This is a genomic window from Bradyrhizobium elkanii USDA 76, from assembly GCF_023278185.1.
Lineage (GTDB): Bacteria > Pseudomonadota > Alphaproteobacteria > Rhizobiales > Xanthobacteraceae > Bradyrhizobium > Bradyrhizobium elkanii.
Genome location: NZ_CP066356.1, coordinates 7367246 through 7388973 on the forward strand (window position 1 = coordinate 7367246; position 21728 = coordinate 7388973).

Sequence of the window (21728 nt, forward strand, 5' to 3'; positions counted from 1 at the left end):
AAACCGTTTCCGCGAGTTCTGTGGGTTCCGAGCCATCGGGCGCGTCCCGCGAGCGGGACCGGGCTCACGCGAGCCGTCGTCTCGAACCTTTGGGCTTCGATCGCGCGGTGACGGGGGAGGATCTGAGTGCGTATGGAGTCGAAGAGAGTCAATCGGTTATAACTAATTTTCATTCGAAATCGCCATTTCAGCGAATACTGAAAATAAACTTTCAGTGAAAATTGCTTGACTATTTTCACTGGTATACCTATTTTCAGCAAATGCTGAAACCATACCCCACAGTGAAATTCGAGAAGGAAGCCGCCCACCGGCTGCAAGCCGTTTTGGCCGAAGTCCCGTTCCTCTCCGTGGTGGCCGTCAAGCAGAACGTCATTGACCTTGATCATCGCCGGGAGCTCGACCTGCTCGTTGAAGTCAAGTCGAATGGACGCCCCCAGAAGATCGTTTGCGAGTTCAAGAGCAATGGCCAGCCGCGCATCGTGCGGGCCGCGATTGACCAGCTCCGGCACTACGTAAAGAGCCTCGACAAGGGCGCGTACGGCGTCGTCATCGCGCCCTACCTGTCGCCCGCCGCGCAGGGCCTCTGCCGTGAAGAGAATATTGGCTTCCTAGACTTTGAAGGCAATTGCCGTCTGGTCTTCGGGGGCGTGTTCATCGAACGCGCGGTTCCTCTCAAGCCCGCGACCGAGCGCCGCGAAATCAAATCGATCTTTGCACCAAAGTCCGCCCAGATTCTCCGTCTGCTGCTACGCGATCCCAAACGTGCCTGGAAGGTCGCCGAGCTTGCCGAACAAGCTAATGTGAGCCTCGGCCATGTCAGCAATGTCCGCCATGCCTTGATTGACCGCGAATGGGCAAGCACCGACCGCGAAGGGCTTAGCCTTATTCGTCCCGACGCGCTGCTCGATAGCTGGCGGGCGGTCTATGAAAAGCCACCAGGCCAGCAGCTTCTCTTTTACACCACCTCACACGGCAGCGCCTTGCAACAGCGCCTGCCGAACGTCCTCGAAGAGGCCAGCCGCAAGGGTGAGGCCATGCTGGCCTCCTTCTCGGCGGCGCAGTGGCTCGCGCCATACGCCCGTATAAGTACCAACTATTTTTACGCCGATGAGAAGGGCCTCTCGGTACTCAAAGAGCGCCTTGATTTGTCCTCCCCGGCACGCGGTGAGAATGTTAGCGTCCTGCAAGTCGAGGACGAGGGACTCTTTCGGGATTCCATCGAGCCCGCGCCGTATGTCCGGTGCACGAGCCCCGTCCAGACCTACCTTGACCTCTACGTAGCCGGAGAGCGCGGAAGGGAAGCCGCCGAGCATCTCCGCGAGGAAAAGCTCCAATGGCAAAAGAAGTGAAGCCCGAGCCGCAGTCCGCTGCCGACTACGACGAGCGCACCACGGCGGCCGTGAAATCCGTGCTGGTCGAAATGGGCCAGATCCTCGGCAGCTTCAAGGGCAAGTTCGCGGTCATCGGCGGCGCTGTGCCCTGGCTCCTGCTTGAGAACGAGGACATGGCCCATGTCGGCACGCTCGATATCGACATCGCGCTCGATGCCGCAGCCCTCAAGGACGACGCCGAATACAAGGCGCTCATCGAAAGCCTAATGGAGAACGGCTACGACCAGCGCACCGAGCTCAAGAAGTTTCAGCTCGTGCGACAGGTCGTCCCCAACGACGGCAGCCCGCCCATCGACGTGATCGTCGATTTCCTGATGCCGCGCCATGTCGAGCTCACCAAGAACAAGCCAGCCCTCATTGAGAATTTGGCCGTTCAGCGCGCAGACGGCGCCGATCTTGCGCTCCAGTTTTATCAGATGGTGGCGATCGACGGCTCGATGCCCTCGGGCGGCAAGAACCGCGTCGAGATCGCGATCGCCTCGATCTCGGCTCTTCTGGCCATGAAGGGCTATGCCATCCAAAACCGGCATAAGCAGAAGGACGCCTACGATATCTATTACTGCATCCGCAATTACCCCGGCGGGCTGCAGGCGCTCGCCGCGGATTGCAAGCCGCTGCTCGAGTTGGCGGAAGGCAAACAAGGCTACGCCCACATCGCCGGAAAGTTTGTCAAGGAAGATGCCTACGGCCCAACGTCGGTGCGGAAGTTCGTCGAGGAAACGAATCTCCTCGGAGACCGTACCCCCGATCAATGGCAACAGGACGCTTTCGGACAGGTGCAGGCCTGGCTGAAGGCCTTGGGGCTGGTCTAGCGGGAACAAGCCCATGGGAAAAACAAAGGGCCCTTGGCGGCCGATGGAACAGCGGCGACACGCTCGATCAGGGTGGCCAGACCCAGGTTATTCTCGTCGAAGATCTTATGGGACAATACCAAGGGCCCTGTGCCCTCAAGCGCGTGTTCAACGCCGAGCGCCATGAGCGCTTCCGCGACAAGGTCGACGCGATCAAGATACTCTCGCACCCTAACATCGTGCCGCTGCTCGATCACTCCGCGCTCGATGCCGTTCCCGGTGACGACGCGCAGCAAAACCTTGTCATGCCGCGCGCCAAGGGCGGCAAGGTTACCAAAGCCGTGGACCGCTACCGGGGCAGGCTCGACGACGTGCTGACGGTCGCCATCCAGATCGCCCGTGGCCTTCAGGCCGCTCCCGCGGCCTGCATCATCCACCGCGACGTCAGGCCGGAGAACATCCTCTTTCCAGGCGAGGGGCACGCGATTTGGGTCGCAGATTCCCTTTGCGCTGTGCAGCGTACTGAGGTCGACGCGACCAGTCCCCCTCGACAAGGCCGGCCAATGGGAAAGCGGGATGTCTAGGGCGTTAGCCGGATCAGTATAGGTCCACACTCCGTCGGAGGTCAGGTTGCCTTTTTTTGTCACAAAGGCTGCGGCGACGTTCCGCTGAGATTGGCGTATTGGCCCCGTGCCCGTCTTTGATATGAGACATTCTCTCAGGGGAGATCGCATGAAGCCCCAATGGATCGACGCCATTTACGGGATCATTCCCAGCATACGCATAGAGATTGATACGGCCCCTTCGTTCCGATCGGGTCGGTTTGCAGGAAGCACCCGTGATGCTCCAGCGGCAAGCAGTTTTGGCCTTGTCGCGCGTCGCGTCTCGTATGATTTTTGTTTGAGAATGCAGGGAAATGGCTGTTTTACGGTCAAAAAGGCGCATTCCGAATGCACCGGCGGAGCAAATGGTCAGCGGTTCAACGGCAGCACGATTTCGAACAAAGCGCGCTCGGGGTGATGCTCCGTGGGCATCACCCAATGCCGCAAATGAGATCGCGAGACTTCGATCGCGCCGGTGGGCCTCGAGCATTTGGGAGGCCAATATCCGGCGCTTCGCCGCGCCTACGGCACGGGTGAAGATGCGGAGCGCGTCGCGGAAAAGCTGATCGAGGGAGCAGAAGACTTCGAGGAAGTGTCTGGTCCGAACTACTGGCTCACCAAGCTCTATCGAGCCTTAGCTGGCAACGAAGACTTCTGTGACGGCGGCTTCGAAGCGGTTCGGGTTCAAGCAGCCGATGCGTAACGGGGAGCGATAGCCATGCTTTATGCCTGGGTCGGCGACCAGAAACGCGCACCCATCACGAAGGGAGAGCGCACGACGTGCCGCGACCGCGGCGGTCTGCTCACCGCCGTCATGCCGGTCGAGAACACCCCCACTGGCGGCACAAGGCGGGCGACTGTGACCCCTGGAGTGAGCCGGAAGGACTTTGGCATCTCGGCTGGAAAGAACTTTTCGATATATCGTGTCGCGAGATCGCTTTGCGCGATGCGATGACCGGAGAGCTTCATCGCGCCGACGTACTAGTCGGTAGCGGCACCACTATGGCCGCTATTCTGGAACTGCAGCACACCTCGATCAGCGAGGACGAACGCAACGCACGCGAGGCCTTTTATCGACGAGGGCATCGGATGTTCTGGCTGGTCTACGTCCACAACGAAAGCTCGTTCCTGGGACCTATCGGACACGCCAGCGCGCCGCCCCACTGGAGCTTCGGCCAGCTTGCAAGCCAGGTTAGCACGCCGGCCGCTTACCTGCGGCAGCTTCCTGCGCAGCACGCGCAGGCATCAACCTGCAATATGGCCTGACGACCAATCGCCGAGCAGATCAAAAACGCTCTCGAGCGCCCCGTAAGAATAAGATACTCTGAACGACAGCGCTGCCAAGTGAGCTCGTTCGATCGAAACAATACGCTTTCGAGAGGAAGTATGAAAGACGGCGGCGGCGGGGCAGTTTCTTCAGCAAACGAGCCGTAGCAGCCGCTGCATCCGGCTCAGTCTTACCCGCATGGGGTTCGACCAAATGTCAGGCCCCCGTATTCCGCGCGGGTGGACATCATGCGACAACGTTGAGAGAGCTATGGCTTGCTGAATTGCGATAGACTGCACGGACCGCTGGAATGCCCCCTGTCTGCTTCGGAAGGTGCGCATTTGGTCTCCGAAAGCGACCTTGAGCTCGCTCTTGATTTCGTCCGGGCTCGGGCCGCCGGACCGGTCGAGGGCATTTTTGGTCCAGGGTCGATGACCTGGCGGATCGACCGAGAAGCCATCACCTTTTTGGGCGCCGGTCGTGCCTTGCTGCTTCAGCTGGCGCATCCCTGGGTCGCCGCCGCCGTGGCCGAGCACTCGCGAACCTTCGCGGATCCGATCGGTCGCTTCCATCGAACCTTTGACGTAGTGTTTACGATGGTATTCGGCTCGCTCGATGCGGCCCTTACCGCAGCCCGGCACCTGCACCACCGCCATACCATGATCGTCGGCCGCCTGCCCGAAGCAATCGGTCCGTTCGAGAGCGGCTCGCCCTACCGCGCCAACGAGGCCGCAGCGTTGCGCTGGGTTCACGCGACCCTCGTCGACACCGCTCTGGCCGTCCATGACCTGATCCTGCCTCCGTTCACGGTCGAAGAGCGCGAGCGCTATTGGGCCGAGAGCCGGCTGTTTGGGGCATTGTTCGGGCTGACGTCGAGCGACTTGCCGGCGGATTGGGACGCGTTCGCCGCCTACACCGCGGCGATAATGCAATCGGATACATTGTCCGTCAGCACCGCCGCGCGCGAGGTGGCCCGACAGATCTTCGCCGGCGGGCGACCATGGTTGCGGCCGCCGCGCTGGTATCAAACCCTGAGTGCCGAGCTGCTACCGGACCGGTTGCGCACCGGCTTTGGATTTGCCTGTGACGAGCGCGACAGGAAGGCCGCAGAGCGTGCCGTTGCACGAATACGTCGCATCTATCCCAAAATACCGACCCAGCTTCGCTACGTCGGCCCCTACCAGGAAGCTCGAGCACGACTGCAGGGAACGCCGCAGCTGGGCTGGACAACCCGGTGTCTGAACAGGGCATGGATAGGACGCCCTAGGTTGGAAGAGCGCTGGAACAGGTGACGCAGTCCGGGACAACCGCGGACGTAGCGGCGATCCCTTTATACCGCGCTCGCGGTCCTGCACGACCGGACCAGGAACTCGAGTTCGGCGGAACGCGGCTGGACGGGCCGACGCTGCCCCACCTGCCTATGTTGTCACCTTCCGCAACAGAACCGGCCATGCCGGTCGACGTCGCCGTTTCAGGGTCAACTTTTACGTCGACGGGACGGAGGAACAGGCTGCATTGTTTTATGAGTTCTTGGTCGAAAGACACGTCCCTGCCGACCACTTGCTCCGGTCGATCGACAAGTTTGTGAACTCCCGCCGCCTCTTAGGCCTCCCCTACGACCGAGGAGCGTCGCTTCAAAGAATGCGTCGTTTGCACCAATGAATCGGCCTCCCGGCTGTCGCCTCGGGTCACGAGCGGCGGTAGAGGACCGCACACGGAGAAGTCCGGTCCTCTCGCGACAACCGAAACGCGAAAGACTTACGCATCAGATTCTATCTTCACCAAAACTTCCCCGGCGATGATTTCGGGGTCTCCAAGATTAAGGTCATGCAGGCTTGCTTGAACGAAATCCAGCACTTTATCGTTCGCAGCATTGGCGCTTTCGCGGTCCTCGAATATCATCACAGCGACACCGACGCCATCGCCCCCATCCAATACGTAATAAGATCTGAATCCGTGCGATTCCCTTAGGATCTGACCGATCCCGCTTTTGGCGCGGCGAGCAGCATCCGCAACCGAACGAACCTTGGTGTACGTTCGAATGAAGATGTACATCAGCCACCCATGCGTCTCAGTCCCAACCGGCGCATCAAAGCATATTGGGCCTATGCTGGGCTAGGACCTACTTCCGCGTTGGTGCGTCGATTTAGTATGCCCGCAGCCACGTCCGATCCTGCCCAAAACAGCCCCGGCAAAGTGAGGGGCACGGTTCAGACACCAAGGGCGAACAGGCGACATGGTCCAAGCTCTTGCGCCGGAGTGTCACAGACTTATGTGAGAAGCGGTGAGCACTCGCTTATTGCGACTGCCAATCCAACAATAATCACAAAAGCCAAGGAGGATCGCATGAATTTCCGTCCGCTTCACGACCGCGTCGTGGTCAAGCGTATCGACGCCGAAGAGAAGACTGCTGGCGGCATCATCATTCCCGACACAGCCAAGGAAAAGCCCTCGCAGGGCGAAGTCGTCGCGGTTGGCCCAGGCGGCCGTGACGAGACCGGTAAGCTGATTCCGATCGACGTGGAGGTCGGCGATCGCGTGCTGTTCGGAAAGTGGTCAGGCACCGAGGTCAAGGTCGACGGTCAGGAGCTGTTGATCATGAAGGAGAGCGACATCATGGGTGTTCTCACCGATGTGTTTTCCAAGAAGAAAGCCGCCTAGTCCAGCGCTCGCCACCACTCCCCCTGACGAACGCCTTGCCGGGCGCGTCGAAGGAAGGATGAGAAATTAAACTGAGGAAGTTCGATTATGTCAGCCAAGGAAGTCAAGTTCGGCGTAGAAGCGCGAGACCGCATGTTGCGCGGCGTCGACATTCTCGCCAACGCCGTGCAGGTCACCCTCGGTCCGAAGGGCCGCAACGTGGTGCTCGAGAAGTCGTTCGGCGCGCCCCGCATCACCAAGGACGGCGTCGCCGTCGCCAAGGAGGTGGAGCTCGAGGAGAAGTTCGAGAACATGGGCGCCCAGATGGTGCGCGAAGTCGCAGCCAAGGCGGCGGATGCTGCCGGTGACGGCACCACCACCGCGACCGTGCTTGCGGCTGCTATCGTGCGCGAAGGCGCCAAGTCGGTCGCCGCCGGCATGAACCCGATGGACCTGAAGCGCGGTATCGATCTCGCGGTCGAAGCCGTCGTTGCGGACCTCCAGAAGAACTCGAAGAAGGTCACCTCGAACGAGGAGATCGCCCAGGTCGGCACCATTTCGGCCAACGGCGATGCCGAGATCGGCAAGTTCCTCGCCGACGCCATGAAGAAGGTCGGCAACGAGGGCGTGATCACGGTCGAGGAAGCCAAGTCGCTCGAGACCGAGCTCGACGTCGTCGAGGGCATGCAGTTCGACCGCGGCTACATCTCGCCCTACTTCGTCACCAACGCCGACAAGATGCGCGTTGAGATGGACGACGCCTACATCCTCATCAACGAGAAGAAGCTCTCGTCGCTGAACGAGCTGCTGCCGCGGCTCGAGGCCGTGGTGCAGACCGGCAAGCCGCTGGTCATCGTCGCCGAAGACGTCGAAGGCGAAGCCCTCGCCACCCTCGTCGTCAACCGCCTGCGTGGCGGCCTGAAGGTCGCGGCCGTCAAGGCTCCGGGCTTCGGCGATCGCCGCAAGGCCATGCTGCAGGACATCGCGATCCTGACCGGCGGCCAGGCCATCTCGGAAGACCTCGGCATCAAGCTCGAGAACGTCACGCTGCAGATGCTCGGCCGCGCCAAGAAGGTGATGATCGACAAGGAGAACACCACGATCGTCAACGGAAGTGGCAAGAAGGCCGACATCGACGCCCGCATAGCCCAGATCAAGGCGCAGATCGAGGAGACCACCTCGGACTACGACCGTGAGAAGCTGCAGGAGCGCCTCGCCAAGCTCGCAGGCGGCGTCGCGGTGATCCGCGTCGGCGGCGCGACCGAGGTCGAGGTGAAGGAGCGCAAGGATCGCGTTGATGACGCGATGCACGCGACCCGCGCGGCCGTCGAGGAAGGCATCCTGCCGGGCGGTGGGGTCGCCCTGCTCCGGGCCTCCGAGCACCTCAAGGGCATCCGCACCAAGAACGACGACCAGAAGACCGGCGTCGAGATCGTGCGCAAGGCGCTGTCGGCTCCGGCCCGCCAAATCGCGATCAACGCGGGCGAGGATGGTTCCGTCATCGTCGGCAAGATCTTGGAGAAGGATCAGTACGCGTTCGGCTTCGACAGTCAGACCGGCGAGTACGTCAATCTCGTCAGCAAGGGCATCATCGATCCGACCAAGGTCGTACGCACCGCGATCCAGAACGCCGCCTCGGTTGCCGCGCTCCTGATCACCACGGAAGCGATGGTTGCCGAACTGCCGAAGAAGAACGCCGGCGGCCCCGCGATGCCTCCGGGCGGCGGTATGGGCGGCATGGACTTCTAAAGTCCGCGCTCAAGCGATCCAAGAAATGCAAAACCCCGGCAGCGATGCCAGGGTTTTTGTTTGCGCGCAAACTGCCTGGTAGCGCAGCCAATGCCGATGATACTTCGCACAACCTCACGCCGATACAGGAGCCTTCCGCTGCTCACAGCACGCACGTTATGCACAACACTCTCCATAAATATACGTTGGCTTGATTTGACAATTTCAAGAAATTCTCCGCGAGAGTCGCAAACCGAACCGACAGTGGCGCCTTCGTCCCGCAGAATAGTGTCGGGGCGGGATCGAAGCTCACCCAAAACTCAGAATCTAACACGGAGCGTCAGCGCTGTCGTGACGCATGCAAGCGTTGCGAGCGATGCTTTCGCGCGAGAAGGGGACTGCGCCTTGAGTGAAAGTGAAATGAAAGTCACGGTGAACGGCACGAACATCTTCGGAATGCCGTTGTTGGGTTTCTCGAAGATCGCATTGCCCGGAGTGGTCGGCGATCTAGCTGTGGAGAGCTTTGCTCGAGCGCGCACAGCCTCTAAACAGATGACCGAGGCGTTGAGCGAAACGTACTCGCGCAACGCGGGCGTCGCGACCGATTACGGGCTCAAGGTGCTCGAAATCTCTCACGCCAATACCGCCTTCGCGTTCGATTTGTTCGCCCATCTGCTTGGCAGCGGATCGGCGTCCGAGGTCTTGACCTTGTCCACCGAGCGAGCCCGCAAGGCCTTCGACCAGAACAAGGAATTGTGGGAGCTCGGCCAGAGGGTTACGACAGACATGCGCGGGCAAGTCAAGAAGCACGTCGACAGGGCTCTCCATCACGCCGCCTGAGGAAGGACGGCAGGCCGGCCGGCACAGGAGGCTTACGGCTCTACACCAGCTCTAAACCTTGATATAGTTGAACATGAGGTCGGTTGATCGCTACAACTGTTTTCGCGTCTTCCTTGACCCCACTTGGCTGACGCACCTTCCAAGTTGACGGCCCTGGCCCGCCCCGCCGGGGCCGTTTTCTTTGAGTCCGTCCAGGCGCGACAGCGGCAAAAAAGCCGTGCGACGCGCCCGCGATGTTCAGCTCCATTCCGCGTATCGCCAGCGCGACATCGAATTGGGTGGCGTGGTGATCGCGAAGAATTTCGCCAGCGCGAACCGGACGACGTGGCCGAAGTGGTGCGTGGCGACGGTCCTGCGGGCGCTGCGCACCGCTGTGAGGCTCGCGGCGAACAACGCGCGCAACTTCCCGCCAATCTGCCCCTTCAGCATCGGCGTCGAGTAGGCGAGCGGCCTGCTGTGTAGAGAGCACGACAGGGCCGCCGCCAAGGCAGCAGCGCCGAGGGCAATGGCACTGCGAAGTCCACTTAGCCTGCAAGAAATAAATATACGCGGAATCGACAGCTCAAAGGTCGATCTTGATAGCGCAGGCGTATCGTTGGAGCTTCTCAGAGAAGACTCGGTCCCGTTGAGCCAGATGGATCTACGTACGATCTGTACCGCATTTGCTTGAGATGATACTGCAGGATCTGATAGCCATCATACAAGTCGTGTTCGCGCGAGGTATTTCGTGCATATCTAGCATCTTCCGACGTCTCGCGGCCGATCTTTTCAAGCGGATGATGCGAAGATGAAAGAAGTACCCGCACCTCACATTCAGTATGACGAGCAAGCCACCGGGCAAGAAGAGCAATTCGAGAAGGCCTTTGCTATTTGTAAGAGGTCTTGAAGAGGCGACGTCATCCAACATCAACCGATTCGACTCCCATAGGGAGCATTGGTCCACCCGCGGCTCGATGAGGCACTCAAACGTCGGCTGCGGGAAATTTACCGCACGCCTGATCCGGTGGCATTGCTGGCACAGACGCGGGATGCTCAAAATGAGCCGCGCAAGCGCGTTGATCAGCGGGCTGGAAAGCTAACGATGGCTGTCGCGCCGGTGCAAAGCGACTTGGCGGGCTTTGCCCGCGAGCTCGGCGATGTTGGAAACAGGGTGAGCAGCGGGGTATTCATCGGCGCCGCTACGTGCGGCGCAAACCTGTGCCACGTCGGCCATCGATGCTCGACCCCTACATTCCCATCATTGAGGAATGGCTCACCGCGGCTCCGCACTTGTCCGCGGTCGATCTTCTCACCCGCCTGCAAGCGCATGCGCCCGGTCGGTTCGGCCGCCATCAGCGGCGTACGGTGCAGCGATTGGTGAAGAACTGGCGATCAAATTCCGCTCGACAGCTCATCAGCAGCACAGAGATCAAACTATCGGTCCAAGCTTCGTCTCTTACTATCTAATGCCGACAGGTTCTTTCGCCGAATCACCGCAAGCCGCTCGCTCCGGGCGATCTGGAGGGCGCGCTTCGCGAGCGGCTTGCTCCGACTCGCGTCACGCGATCCAGAAGACACCAGGGTGCGCTTCGGTAACATTCTCATCTAAGGCAATATGAGGGAGCAGTTCCGGATGGCGTTTGACACTCCGGCTTTGCTTTTGGAAGGCACTCTGGGCTACGCAAGATCGGTGATTACGAGGAGGCGCAACCTCCGCGAAATGAAATCTAAAACGCGAACGGCACCTCTTCTAGGATGCCGAGGCTAGTTACGCGGCGATCAGGGATTGAAGTGTGCAACAAATCGATTCTTACAATCGATCGAGTGCAACATACCGATATCGGCGCCGTGCATGCCAGTGGCGGAAGGCTACGCCTCCCTTGTGGGGAGCTGCAGGCGCTTGCAGTGCTGTGACCCAACTGTCGAAGAGCGTCGGTACGGTAAATCCATACGCCACGTTCTGGAAACCGGGGGCGGGACGACCGCCTCCGGTGACCCGGTGCCGGTGGCAAGAGTTCCCCGGCCTACTCACCGTGGCACTGCGCAGTTTACGACGAAAATCAGTCTTGTCCTATCGGCCTAAATCCATCTGCCCGTCAGCTTCTGGAAAGCTGAGCGCCACACCATGAAAGCGCGGATGCCTAGACGGCGATGCCGTCCAGTGAACGCAGTGGACGTGCACCTTTCGGGGTACTCGATGCTCGACCGGAAGCGTGCTTGGCACCATTTGGCCGTAACTCGGAGGCCGGCGCTCAACGCGAGCCTTTGAAATAGTTTTCCGCAGGTCGCAACGCGAACGACCTTCGTCGAACGAGGGCTCGCGCGGCTCAGTCATTTGAGAGGATAGACAGCATGGATTTCAACCCAACAGACCCAGCGAACACGAGCCCACGGCCCGACGCACCACGGTCCTCCGATTCAGCGGGCTTTGAGCATGAGCCGAGCGCATTGCAGGCGCTGGCCGAAGCCCCCGATTACGACCAGGATCGGATTTGGCAGGAGATCGCACCCGCGCCATCGCGGGCAGAGCCATCCCGAGCTGCGGAAGCTTCCGATTTCGGCAGCGATTCGATTTGGCAACACCTTGAACCCGAACTGATGCGTGGTGGGCCATCGCGACCCAGCCCGTCGCAAGCCGGGACCGTTGTCGTGCGCGGGCGCTGGGCGGCCAGAACTCGAAAACTTCGTCCTGCAAAACGGACGTCGCGCCAAGGAGTACGCGCGACTATGACGCGTGGCTTTGCGCCGCGACTCTCTGACTTCTGAACGCAGCCAACCATCCGGTCAAATGCGGCCGGTTTCCGCTCGATCAAGAAAGCCGACAATGTTTGAAACATTAAGCCGTAAACCCAACGATCCCCTGCTTGCGCTGATTGGGCTCTTTGACGCAGATCCCCGACCAGACAAGATCGACCTTGGGGTCGGCGTCTATCGCGACGAGGCCGGTCATTCGCCGATCTTTCGTGCCGTAAAGGCTGCGGAGCACCTGATTTGCGAGACCCAGAACACTAAGGCGTACGTGGCGCCGGAGGGTGATCAAACATTCCTTGATTTGCTGTGGTCGTTGGTTGGCGGGCATACGGCAACCATCCACGCCTCTGGTGTGCAGACACCCGGTGGCTCGGGTGCTTTGCGGCTCGCTGCCGATCTGATTCGCGGGACCGGACAGGGTAAGATCTGGCTAGGTCAACCGAGTTGGCCAAATCATGCAGGAATTTTCTCGGGTGCCGGTCTCTCGGTCGAGACTTATCCATTCTTTGATGTTGCCTCGCAGACCATTCTAGTTGACAGCATGATGAATGCACTACAACAGGCCGAGCCCGGCGACGCAGTTTTGCTCCATGCTTGTTGTCACAACCCGAGCGGCGCTGTGCTGACGGCGGACGACTGGCGTCGGATCACCGCGATGATCGCTGCGCGCGGGCTTACGCCGTTGATTGATCTTGCCTATCAGGGTTTCGGTGCCGGGCTCGACGAAGACGTCGCCGCGCTTCGTTCGACAATTTCTGCCGTTCCAGAGGCGCTTATCGCGGTGTCCTGCTCGAAATCATTTGGACTATATCGCGAGCGTACGGGCGCGGTGTTTGCGGTCGCGTCTTTGCAATCAGCTTCAGAGACTGCTCGGTCCAATCTTGTTGCTATCGCCCGCGCCAGCTACTCAATGCCGCCCGATCACGGCGCCGCAATCGTGAAGACCATCCTCTGCTCCCCCGAACTATGCCGGGACTGGCGTGAAGAGTTGGAATCGATGCGTCATCGCCTCCTCGCGTTGCGAAAATCTTTCGTCGACGCATTGGGAGGAAGATGGTCGAATGCCGTCGCCATCGGCTCGCAAGAGGGCATGTTTTCCATTCTGCCCCTCTCACAGACCGAGGTGCTGAAACTAAGGGAAAAGCACGGCATCTACATGCCGACATCTGGCCGCATCAACGTCGCCGGCTTGAAGCGCACCGATGTGGCGCGTGTCGCAAGCGCGATCAAGGCGGCTGTGAGTTCCGCACGGGGAGATGGACCTTGATAGAGGCCTCAGACCGCCGTCAAAGGTTCGATTCCCTACTGGCCCGCCTGCCAGATCATCCCTCCAGGCATATCCACGAACTCCTGCCTTGGAACTGGCGCCCTCCGCGCATCGCTCACGCCGCCTAATCGCAATCGGCGATCCGCCCAAAGCGACCTGACCAGGGCCGTCGCCGGATGCGTACGTCTGACTTCAATCCGATCGAGAATGCCTTCGCCAAGCTCAAAGCGCTCTTGCGTCAGGCCGCAAAACGAACCGTCGAAGGCCTCTGGACCGCGAAGGTGGCATCATTGATCGCTTCACAGCAACCGAATGCCGCAACTACTTCATCGCCGCAGGATACGCTGCAACATGATCGGCGAATGCTCTAGCTTGCGCCGCGGTCTCCTCCACCTTGGCGAGCTTTAGCTCGAGCTGCTCCAGCAATGCGCGTCGCTCGGAGGACTGTCCGAACTGCTCGTGGCGGAGCTTCTTGATCGTGAGTTTGAGCTTCTCGATCAGCAAGGCCCCCTGGGCTTCGGCTTCCGCGGCCAAACAGGCGGCTCGCTTGGGCGAGCCCCCCGGTGTAGTGTCCGGGAGAGCCACTCCAGCCAGCTCCATTAGCCCAAGCCGGGATGAGCCAGTCGAATCTGGAGGGACCGCCGATTGGCGACGAGGTTGTCAAGGTGCAGCGGCTCGTGCGCTGGCCGCTCTCCTTGGGCCAATCGTCGAACCAGCGCCCGCGTGCCGTCCACCACAAAGACGCCGCAATCATAGCTGTTCCGCTGCTGGGCCATGCTGGGTGACTCCAGGCGGGCACGCAGCCGTCGTGCGAGCTGCGCTGCCGCCTCGTGGTTGTGTCCCCGGACAGAGTCGTAGTGATAGGCAACCGGCTCTCCTTGCGTGTGGCAATCAAGGAGCAGCAGCGACCAATGCGTGCCGGGGCGATTAGGATCCATAGCGTCGTTCACTGGCAGGAACAGGAAGTCGGGACCATTACCATTTGGATCGTAGCCGATGCGCTTCAACGCGCGGAGCATGTCGGGCTCGGCGCCGAAGCGCAGTCGATAGTGAGCTATCAGGGGGTCCACGAACTGCGTCAGGGCGGCGAGTTCCGGACGGCTCCGCCGCAACTCCTCCGCTAGGAGCTCGTAATCCCTGTTGATATGCTTGTCGCCCAGCCATTCCTTGGCACCGAGCTCTAGTCTACTGCGGCCGTAGGAGGAGGCTGTCGGATCCATAGCCCCGATTTGAGCATCGGCGGATGTGCGCGGGAAAGGCGCAGAACGAGCATCATCACGCAGCTCCGGCAGCGTGGGCGGATTTAGATCAATCACCTGCGGTCTGGGCGCATCCCGACCAACAAATGATACAGAACCAGCGTAGGTGTCTGAGCGAACCCTGGCAGGATCAGCTGGCGCAAAGTGAGCATCGTCCCGCAACTCGGACGGCGTTGGCGCATTCAGATCAACAAATGGCTCAAGACCAGCGTAGGTGTCTGAGCGAACCTTGGCAGGATCAGCTGGCGCAAAGTGAGCATCGTCCCGCAACTCGGACGGCGTTGGCGCATTCAGATCAACAAATGGCTCAAGACCAGCGTAGGTGTCTGAGCGAACCCTGGCAGGATCAGCTGGCGCAAAGTGAGCATCGTCCCGCAACTCGGACGGCGTTGGCGCATTCAGATCAACAAATGGCTCAAGACCAGCGTAGGTGTCTGAGCAAACCCTGGAAGGATCGGCTGGCGCAAACTGAGCATCGTCCCGCAAGTCGGAGGGCGTTGGCGCATTCAGATCAACAAATGGCTCAAGACCAGCGTAGGTGTCTGAGCGAACCCTGGAAGGATCGGCTGGCGCAAACTGAGCATCCTCGCGCAACTCGGAGGGCGTTGGCGCATTCAGATCAACAAATGGCTCAAGACCAGCGTAGGTGTCTGAGCGAACCCTGGAAGGATCGGCTGGCGCAAACTGAGCATCCTCGCGCAACTCGGACGGCGGTGGCGCATTCAGATCAACAAATGGCTCAAGCCTGCCCTTAGCATTTGACGCGGGCCTGGATGGTGATCCTGGTTCTTGCAACTGTTCACTCAACCAAACCCAAGCTCCAGCGCTTAGGCTGGCCGGCGTTGAGGGAAGATCCCGCGAAGAGCCGGAAAACCGATCGCCCTGCGCGGCCGGCGAGCTCGGCTGCTCAGGGCCTGGCAGCCCCAGCTCTCGGTTCGCCTCGACGAGTTTCAAGTAGCTGCGAAGATGCGACAGATCGGGACCGTGTACTCTGCCTCCAGTCCATTGGAATGCTACTACGTCATTGTCGAGGGATACCTGCTGCCTGCTGGAGCCGTTTAGCCGCCCGATGATGCTCCCTTTGCCATTTCCTCTCAGCCACGCACTCAGCGCACGAAGACGCCTCGCCCGCTGTTGCGCGGACTGCCTCAGCTTCGCAGTCGGAGTTTTAAGATCTTTCAGAGCTTGGCTCAGCGCGCCCTCGATGAGGGGCGCATCTTCTGGATGAGGAACTAGGCGACGGGGGGCACCGAGGACGCGGGGTTCGGGTGCTTCGACTTCTTCCCCCCCACGCAGCAGCCGCCGGAGAACGTCCACAGCCGACCTAATGCGGTTCTGGGGGTCACGGCCCAAGCTCCTGTACTTCGCTATTTCCTCATCGAGCGATGAACCGTCTCGCAGCCGAGAAGCTACAGGGCCCCGATGACTTGCGTTAACCCAGCGGACAAAAGTCCCAAGTCCGGAAACATTGTTGTTGATGGCCCCTGGGGTAAGCTTGCGCCTCTCGGCGTGCACGCGAAACCTCGTCAAGAGTTCCGCGTCTTCGGCCGGAAGCTGCTCGCCGATCAGCTCGTCCGGCGACGACGCCGGAGCTTGTCTCTGCGCTGGTGACGTCGCCAGTTGATGGGATGGGATCTGCATCAGCGGCCGCTCAACCGCGTCGCCCTGCGGAGGCGGCGAGGGGCTGGGTCCGTCCATCGTCTCTAAAGGCAGATCCTGCTGGTTCGCAGGCAGAATCTTCGGCCAGCTGACAGCTCCGTTCGACCCGCTGTGCTGCGCAGCCGCGGAGAGGGTCGGCTTCATCTCGGCGCGAACCGCGTCTTCGAGATCAGGCAGGGGGCGAATATGACGCAGGAGTTCGATCGCTGTAGCACCCGCCGGCGACTTCAGGAGATGAGCCAGTGCGGCTCCGGCTTTACTGCGGCCATGGGGGTCCACCTCCTTATACCGATTGACATCTTTATCCAGCGAGCCGTGGCCAAGCCGAGCAGCAATGCCGGGCTTATCGTTTTCACGGAGGTAATCACTGAAATCGATAAGAAGAGTTGCATAGCTCCTGGCGGTGTTGGCGGTGCTCGGGGGTGCTTCTTCCTTGTACCTTTTGATGAGATCCGCATCCTGGGGATAGGGATTCTGCTCTACCCGGCTTGCAAACGGCGTGATGCCGCCCGGCGATTGGGAGGCTCGAAGATAATCCAGTGGGGCAGCGATGGCCTGCTCCTCCTTCTCGGCGAACTCCTGGGCATCCTTGTCCAGCGACTTGTCGTAAAGCCGGGAAGCAATGCCCGGCTTGTCGTTCTTCACGAGCCAATGCCCCAAGCTGAAAAGACCACGTAGATTGCGACCGACCGTGCTCTCGGAGGCCCCAGCTTTGATGAGTGCCGGCCTCAGCCCCTCAATAAGAGAGGCATCTTCGCAATAAACAGGATCTAGGCTGCTACCTGCGAAAACCAATTTTGCATGGCCGGGCGGTAGCGCCGAGGCATTCAGCATCGTTCCACCGCCTTGACCGTGCGGAAGCGGCGTAGATGGCTGCCCGCTCGCCCGCATGATGGGAATCTGCTCGCCTGGCACGAGGATGTCGCGGTAACGTTCATTCGTCAGCTCGTCGTCCTGGTGGCGCCAGTTCACGGGATGAGGGGACTCTGCAGGATTCAATGCCAGGCTATCCCGCGGTGGCTGAAGACACGACGATGCACCGGCTTCGTCGACCGTCCCAAAGAATAACTCTCGATCATCCCCCTCAGCGAGTGCCGCTGGCCAACTGAAGGCGGGCTGCGACCCGCCCTGCTTAGCCGCGGCCTCAATGCCCCCTGCCCGGGCAGTGATTGACGCGACTCCGCCCGGCGACTGAGAGGCGCGGAGACGATCTAGTGCGGTAAGAACGAGGTGCCTGCGACCTTGATCGAAGATCGCAGCGTCGCTGCTGAGCGATTCGTCGTTAAGCCGAGCAGCCACTCCCGGCTCGTTTTTTGCAAAGAGCCACTGGCTGAATCTGCGAAGAGGACGAACATAATTCGTCTTAACGGTGATCTCCTCGTACCCAGCCTTAACGAGTGCTTCTTGAAGTCCGGAAATCAAGGGCGCGTCTTCGGGATGAAAAGGCGGACCGTTGAGTTTTCTCGCTCCATTACGGAGATGATCAAGTGCCGCGCCGATACTTTTGTTACCCCCGGCGTCCTTGTAGCGCTTGATCTCTTCATTGAGCGGTTCGTCCTCGTTCCATTTCTCGTCCTGAAGCCGAGCAGCAATGCCAGGCTTGTTGTTTGCACGAAGGTAGTGGCTGAAATCCGTGAGAATGGATGCATAGGTCTTGGCGGTGCTTGAAGTTCCGGCCGCCACTGCTTGCTGTCTGTATTCTTTGATGAGAGTTCCGTCCTTGGGATAAGGAGTGAGGTCAGGGCGGCCTGCGATCGGTACGACTCCCCCCGTCAATTGAGAGGTCCGCAGATGAGCTAGTGCCCAACGGACGTTCGCCGCCCCACCTTTGGTTATGAACTCCTCGACATTCTTGTCCATCGACTCGTCATGAAGCCGATCAGCGATGCCCGGCTTGTTGTTTGCAAAGAGCCAGCGGCTCAAGCTGAGCAGGTAACCGACGTAGCTCGTGGCAGTGCTCTCGGCGGCTCCCAGGAGCGCCTGCTTAAGGCCGGAAATAAGGCGCGCATCCTTAGCATAAAGCGGATCCTTGCTGCGACCTACCAAGACCCAATTTGACTGAGCGGTCTGGAGCGCTGCGGCGCCCAGCACCGCCTCATCCTTTCCGGCATGCGCCTCAGATCGCGATGCCTCCGCTTGATGGGCGCGGACCTGCATGAGCACGGGAGCAGACGGGACAGCGATCTCGCTCAGCTGCTGCTCAAAGGCCGCCGCATCTGTGGACGGAGCCGGTGAGCTCGGGCACGCGGTGTCCGATTGTTGACGCACCCAGTTGGTGGATTCGAACTTCATTCGTTCTCACTTTCGGACTATAGGCCAATTTGAAGCCTGAGGTCGGTTGTGATTTGCCACGGAATCGACTCGGCGGCATCGAACCCAGCAGAAAACTATCGTGAACGCCCCAAAATGCCGCGTCGAAGCACTCCGACCGCGCGCTTCAGTCTTCTTGCAGCGATCGCCAGCTATGATCGCCTCTGGAAACCCTGCTCTATGTGCGATATCTGTCGAGAACCTGACGCGGAGCAGCCGACTTCCTGCAGCGGACACGCAGGCTGCCCCATGGCCGGAAATCGATAAGGAACCTCCCGAAGAACGGTTCTGTGGGCGTTCTTGAGCCTTCTTGTATGATCGTGCCCCGTGGCGTGGTGTAGCTGAGTGCGGGTGCCGGCATGGGCCGGATCGGTCAGTGGCGATAGCCGGAAGGCTCACGGCGGGATCATCGCCCAACGGGGCGATGGTTCCCAGTGTCATGTAGCGTCCACGCTCGACGCCCCGCCCGTCATTCTGCTCGAACAGGATTGCGCCGACCAGACGGGTGATGGCGTCCTCATTGGGAAAGATGCCGACCACTTCGGTCCGCCGCTTGATCTCGCCGTTGACGAAGCCGGCGCACGCTAGCCTCCCCCCGCAGCGTCGCCGCGGTAGCGGCTGGTCGAGGTCTGGTAGTACTGCGCGCGGATAGCCGCCATGGCCTCGATCAACGCTCCCCAGGGCGGGGGAAAGCGTTCTTTCGCCATCACCCGGTCCAGCATGCGCACATGGCCGGCCAGCTCGTCGTTGAGGAACTCCACCACAGGCATAGCCGGATAGTGCTGCAGCAGGAGAATCGCCGCGTTGTCGGCCTCGCCGGCCGACCTGTCCTTGTCGCGTCCATGCAGGTCGTTCTGCAGGCGCCCTATCGCGGAGATGAGCCGCAGGACCTGGCGAAACGCCGGACGCGCGCGCAAGGTCGCCATGTCCAGCCCCCACAGCAACGACAGGCAACAGAGCACGTTCGCGTAGGCGATCGAATCGATGCCGTTGTGCAAGTATTCGGTGTAAGACCAGCGTTCCGCCCCTGCCGCTTGCGCGTGTCCGGCGCGCAGCGCCGCGCAGTAGCACCGGGTATCGTCGAGAAGCTGAGCATAGTCGCGACGATCGTAGGCGAGCGCGGCCAGCGAAGCGCGCAGCACATCGCAGCCCTCGAATCCGGGAAGCGCGCACGGCACGCCCTGCCCCAGCGCCTGCTCTACCGCGGCTAGCTGCTCCGGCGCGATCAGGCCAAGATCGTTGCAATCGTCGAGCCAGAACAACAGCGCCAGTTCGCGATAGAATGCCACGATCAGCGTTTCGTCCTGCGGATCGCGGCCGGTGCGGGCGCTGGTGTCGCGCAGGCTCAGGTGGATGCTCTGCAGGATGTACTGGCCACCCCTGACCGCTTCCACGGCATGCTCGTCGGCGAATCCGGTCAGGGAACGCCCCCACTCCAGCACCTGCTGCAGCGCGCGTTCGGTCTGGATCATGGCGTCGCTTCCGCTCCCTCGGCCGGGACGCGCCGCCCCCAACGAAGCGCCAGCCACAACCCGGCGAGTTCGGCGACGCGCACGACCCGTGTGGGGCAATACAATTCCTTGCCGATCCACAGCGGCGTCTGCGGCAATGCATGCGCCGCATGGCGGGCGAGCATCCACTCCCGCGCACGCGCCACCGCCTGCGCGATGCGCCGGCGCCCTGTCGGCTCTTCGCTCCCGTCCATCACGTGCAACGTGAACAGCGCATAGGCGGTTTCCTCGAACGTGGACGCGCGACCCGCGCCCCAGCCGCCATCGTCGCGCTGCGCCAGCAGCAGCGCCGCCAGCGCGCGCTCATCGCGCCACTGGCGCTTGCCTTGGGCCAGCGCAGCGACCGCATGCGCGGTGGGATACAGCCACGAAACGTGCCATTTTTCGTTGTCCCATAGACCGTGCGGGTTCCGATTGGCCTCGACGTAGGCGCTGGTGCCGACGGCGGGCTTTCCCAACAGTCGCAACGCATGCAGGGCATGGATGTTGGTCGACACGGAGGAATTGCGCTCGCCGGGGAAGGTGACGAACAGCTCGCCGATTTCGAATTGGCGCAACGCATCGACCGCCGGGTCGCGGCCTGCAAGGCGCAGGACGCACAACGCAACGGCGGTGTCGTCCGCATCGGCCGCAAAGTGCAAGGCCGGGCCCAGACCGCGCACGCCCAGGCGGGCGTCGAGCTGCGCGACGATCACGCGCACCGCCTCGGCGAGCGCGGGATGCGCGAACAGCCCGGCCAGATGCAGGGTGTACAGCGACCAGCATGGCTCGAACACATTGATCGGCCAGACATTGGGAATGACACCTTCGATGCCGCTGCGCGTCGCCCGCGATGCCATCTGCAAATACTCATCGGCGCGCCCGAGCTGCGGCGTGCTCGCCTGTGTCACGGCGTACGCACGCCACGCGGCGGTGGCCGCCGGACTGATGCCGATGCTGCCGTCGTCATCCGGGAATGCGGTGGTCGGCGACGTCCCCCAGGCTTCCCAGGAGTGCAGCAATGGATGGCCGCTCGGCAACGTTGCCACAGTCCCCAGCTTGACCATGCACGCTTGCCGCAACGGCAACAGCGCCGGGTGGCGCGGAAACGCCACGTCGCCCAGCAAGGATGCGGCCTCGCCGCAAAGCTGCGGCAGGATCAGCTCCGCGCCGATGGGCGCATCTTCCGGCACCGCATGCGCGTAGGGATCGGGCTGGCGCTGGAGGAACTGGGTTGCAGCCTGGACTGCGTCTGCAACGCCGGGAAGAGAACCGGCGCGCTGCAATGCCAGCAACGCCGCCCACGTGGGCGCATGGCGGAACCGCGAGAAGTCCGCGCTTCCCCAACCGCCGTCGGCCTGTTGCTGCGCGAGGAGCCACGCGTATGCGTCCTGCCGACCGGTGACGTTGCCGTGGAACCACAGCGCTCGCGCCGTATCGTAGACGGACGGACCGACGCGGCCACCATCGCTCATCTCGCTCAGCAGGCGGCGCAATTCGGAAAGAATCTGTTCGGACAGCGCATTCACGCAGGATGTTCCTTCTGCAAACGATTGACGGGAACCAGAATCGGGCAGACGCCGCGCACGTCGCCGCAGGCCCGTCGCGGTCCGGCGCCTCAGCAGCGCCGGACGGCCGCATAGGCTTGCGCGCCGCGCGCCACGTGCGCCGCGGCAATGCTGGCCAACCGCTGCGATCAGCGGCGCGAACTCGGGACACAGTGCAGCATGCACCGCTGCCGCCGGCCGATCGCA

The 21728-nt window shown here is 61.3% G+C and carries 16 protein-coding genes and 3 pseudogenes; 13 read left to right on the top strand and 6 right to left on the bottom strand.

Features of this window, described 5'->3' with window-relative positions:
- Nucleotides 1-221: 221 nt before the first annotated feature.
- The 7 genes and pseudogenes from JEY66_RS34960 to JEY66_RS34990 all read left to right on the top strand — a co-directional run bounded on the left by JEY66_RS34960 (nucleotide 222) and on the right by JEY66_RS34990 (nucleotide 5343).
- Nucleotides 222-1349 carry a type IV toxin-antitoxin system AbiEi family antitoxin gene (locus JEY66_RS34960; protein WP_018270027.1) on the top strand — a complete coding sequence of 376 codons (1128 nt, stop codon included), beginning with the start codon at nucleotides 222-224 and terminating at the stop codon, nucleotides 1347-1349.
- The gene (locus tag JEY66_RS34965) at nucleotides 1334-2203 is read left to right on the top strand and encodes a hypothetical protein (RefSeq protein ID WP_026192345.1); all 870 of its coding nucleotides are present in this window, start codon (nucleotides 1334-1336) and stop codon (nucleotides 2201-2203) included. Before JEY66_RS34960 ends, JEY66_RS34965 begins: the two co-directional genes overlap by 16 nt.
- Nucleotides 2143-2766, top strand: coding sequence for a protein kinase domain-containing protein (locus JEY66_RS34970; protein ID WP_080586168.1), 624 nt, complete (start codon nucleotides 2143-2145; stop codon nucleotides 2764-2766). Before JEY66_RS34965 ends, JEY66_RS34970 begins: the two co-directional genes overlap by 61 nt.
- Before the next feature lie 148 nt (nucleotides 2767-2914).
- On the top strand, nucleotides 2915-3202 hold the full coding sequence (locus JEY66_RS34975) for a hypothetical protein (RefSeq protein WP_141382003.1): 288 nt from the start codon (nucleotides 2915-2917) through the stop codon (nucleotides 3200-3202).
- A gap of 57 nt (nucleotides 3203-3259) precedes the next feature.
- Nucleotides 3260-3487, top strand: a complete 228-nt coding sequence (locus JEY66_RS34980) for a hypothetical protein (RefSeq protein WP_018270024.1) — start codon at nucleotides 3260-3262, stop codon at nucleotides 3485-3487.
- 449 nt (nucleotides 3488-3936) lie between these two features.
- Nucleotides 3937-4061: pseudogene (locus JEY66_RS45575) on the top strand (DUF932 domain-containing protein); the annotation flags it as partial.
- Nucleotides 4062-4392: 331 nt separating this feature from the next.
- Complete coding sequence (locus JEY66_RS34990) at nucleotides 4393-5343, top strand: oxygenase MpaB family protein (protein WP_018270023.1); 951 nt, start codon at nucleotides 4393-4395, stop codon at nucleotides 5341-5343.
- A gap of 466 nt (nucleotides 5344-5809) precedes the next feature.
- Here the strand turns inward: JEY66_RS34990 and JEY66_RS34995 are convergent, their stop codons facing one another.
- Nucleotides 5810-6106 carry a hypothetical protein gene (locus tag JEY66_RS34995; protein ID WP_018270022.1) on the bottom strand — a complete coding sequence of 99 codons (297 nt, stop codon included), beginning with the start codon at nucleotides 6104-6106 and terminating at the stop codon, nucleotides 5810-5812.
- Nucleotides 6107-6397: 291 nt separating this feature from the next.
- On the opposite strand from JEY66_RS34995, the gene groES reads away from it, so the two are divergent.
- From groES to JEY66_RS35025, 6 genes and pseudogenes are all read left to right on the top strand, one after another.
- The gene (groES, locus tag JEY66_RS35000; protein ID WP_016845959.1) at nucleotides 6398-6712 is read left to right on the top strand and encodes a co-chaperone GroES; all 315 of its coding nucleotides are present in this window, start codon (nucleotides 6398-6400) and stop codon (nucleotides 6710-6712) included.
- An 87-nt stretch (nucleotides 6713-6799) separates the two neighbouring features.
- Complete coding sequence (gene groL, locus JEY66_RS35005) at nucleotides 6800-8440, top strand: chaperonin GroEL (protein WP_018270021.1); 1641 nt, start codon at nucleotides 6800-6802, stop codon at nucleotides 8438-8440.
- 399 nt (nucleotides 8441-8839) lie between these two features.
- A complete protein-coding gene (locus tag JEY66_RS35010; protein WP_244620918.1) occupies nucleotides 8840-9259 on the top strand; it encodes a phasin family protein in 420 nt (139 codons plus the stop codon).
- A 217-nt stretch (nucleotides 9260-9476) separates the two neighbouring features.
- Nucleotides 9477-9701 (top strand): hypothetical protein, encoded by a 225-nt coding sequence (locus JEY66_RS35015; RefSeq protein ID WP_026192343.1) that lies wholly within the window; start codon nucleotides 9477-9479, stop codon nucleotides 9699-9701.
- Nucleotides 9702-12062: 2361 nt separating this feature from the next.
- Nucleotides 12063-13256, top strand: coding sequence for an amino acid aminotransferase (locus tag JEY66_RS35020; RefSeq protein ID WP_018270017.1), 1194 nt, complete (start codon nucleotides 12063-12065; stop codon nucleotides 13254-13256).
- A 188-nt stretch (nucleotides 13257-13444) separates the two neighbouring features.
- Nucleotides 13445-13611: pseudogene (locus JEY66_RS35025) on the top strand (IS630 family transposase); the annotation flags it as partial.
- Here the strand turns inward: JEY66_RS35025 and JEY66_RS35030 are convergent.
- The 5 genes and pseudogenes from JEY66_RS35030 to JEY66_RS35050 form a co-directional block, all read right to left on the bottom strand.
- Nucleotides 13578-13790 (bottom strand): IS66 family transposase, encoded by a 213-nt coding sequence (locus JEY66_RS35030; RefSeq protein WP_157183419.1) that lies wholly within the window; start codon nucleotides 13788-13790, stop codon nucleotides 13578-13580. The pseudogene JEY66_RS35025 and the gene JEY66_RS35030 overlap by 34 nt on opposite strands.
- A 65-nt stretch (nucleotides 13791-13855) precedes the next feature.
- Nucleotides 13856-18466 (bottom strand): Ulp1 family isopeptidase, encoded by a 4611-nt coding sequence (locus JEY66_RS35035; protein ID WP_248887578.1) that lies wholly within the window; start codon nucleotides 18464-18466, stop codon nucleotides 13856-13858.
- Between the two features lie 396 nt (nucleotides 18467-18862).
- A pseudogene (locus tag JEY66_RS35040) lies at nucleotides 18863-19054 on the bottom strand (transposase); the annotation flags it as partial.
- A gap of 14 nt (nucleotides 19055-19068) precedes the next feature.
- Nucleotides 19069-19956, bottom strand: coding sequence for a terpene synthase family protein (locus tag JEY66_RS35045; RefSeq protein ID WP_016845990.1), 888 nt, complete (start codon nucleotides 19954-19956; stop codon nucleotides 19069-19071).
- Entirely contained in the window at nucleotides 19953-21503 is a 1551-nt protein-coding gene (locus JEY66_RS35050) for a hypothetical protein (RefSeq protein ID WP_018270013.1), read from the bottom strand. The genes JEY66_RS35045 and JEY66_RS35050 overlap by 4 nt, the downstream gene beginning before the upstream one ends.
- Between the last annotated feature and the right edge of the window lie 225 nt (nucleotides 21504-21728).

Excerpts from the sequence above, each read along its gene's own strand:
- JEY66_RS34970 (WP_080586168.1), top strand. The coding sequence starts at position 2,143 with ATGGCAACAGGACGCTTTCGGACAGGTGCAGGCCTGGCTGAAGGCCTT.
- JEY66_RS35045 (WP_016845990.1), bottom strand. The coding sequence starts at position 19,956 with ATGATCCAGACCGAACGCGCGCTGCAGCAGGTGCTGGAGTGGGGGCGT.
- JEY66_RS35010 (WP_244620918.1), top strand. The coding sequence starts at position 8,840 with ATGAAAGTCACGGTGAACGGCACGAACATCTTCGGAATGCCGTTGTTG.
- JEY66_RS34995 (WP_018270022.1), bottom strand. The coding sequence starts at position 6,106 with ATGTACATCTTCATTCGAACGTACACCAAGGTTCGTTCGGTTGCGGAT.
- groL (WP_018270021.1), top strand. The coding sequence starts at position 6,800 with ATGTCAGCCAAGGAAGTCAAGTTCGGCGTAGAAGCGCGAGACCGCATG.
- JEY66_RS35035 (WP_248887578.1), bottom strand. The coding sequence starts at position 18,466 with ATGAAGTTCGAATCCACCAACTGGGTGCGTCAACAATCGGACACCGCG.
- JEY66_RS34965 (WP_026192345.1), top strand. The coding sequence starts at position 1,334 with ATGGCAAAAGAAGTGAAGCCCGAGCCGCAGTCCGCTGCCGACTACGAC.
- groES (WP_016845959.1), top strand. The coding sequence starts at position 6,398 with ATGAATTTCCGTCCGCTTCACGACCGCGTCGTGGTCAAGCGTATCGAC.
- JEY66_RS35020 (WP_018270017.1), top strand. The coding sequence starts at position 12,063 with ATGTTTGAAACATTAAGCCGTAAACCCAACGATCCCCTGCTTGCGCTG.
- JEY66_RS34975 (WP_141382003.1), top strand. The coding sequence starts at position 2,915 with ATGAAGCCCCAATGGATCGACGCCATTTACGGGATCATTCCCAGCATA.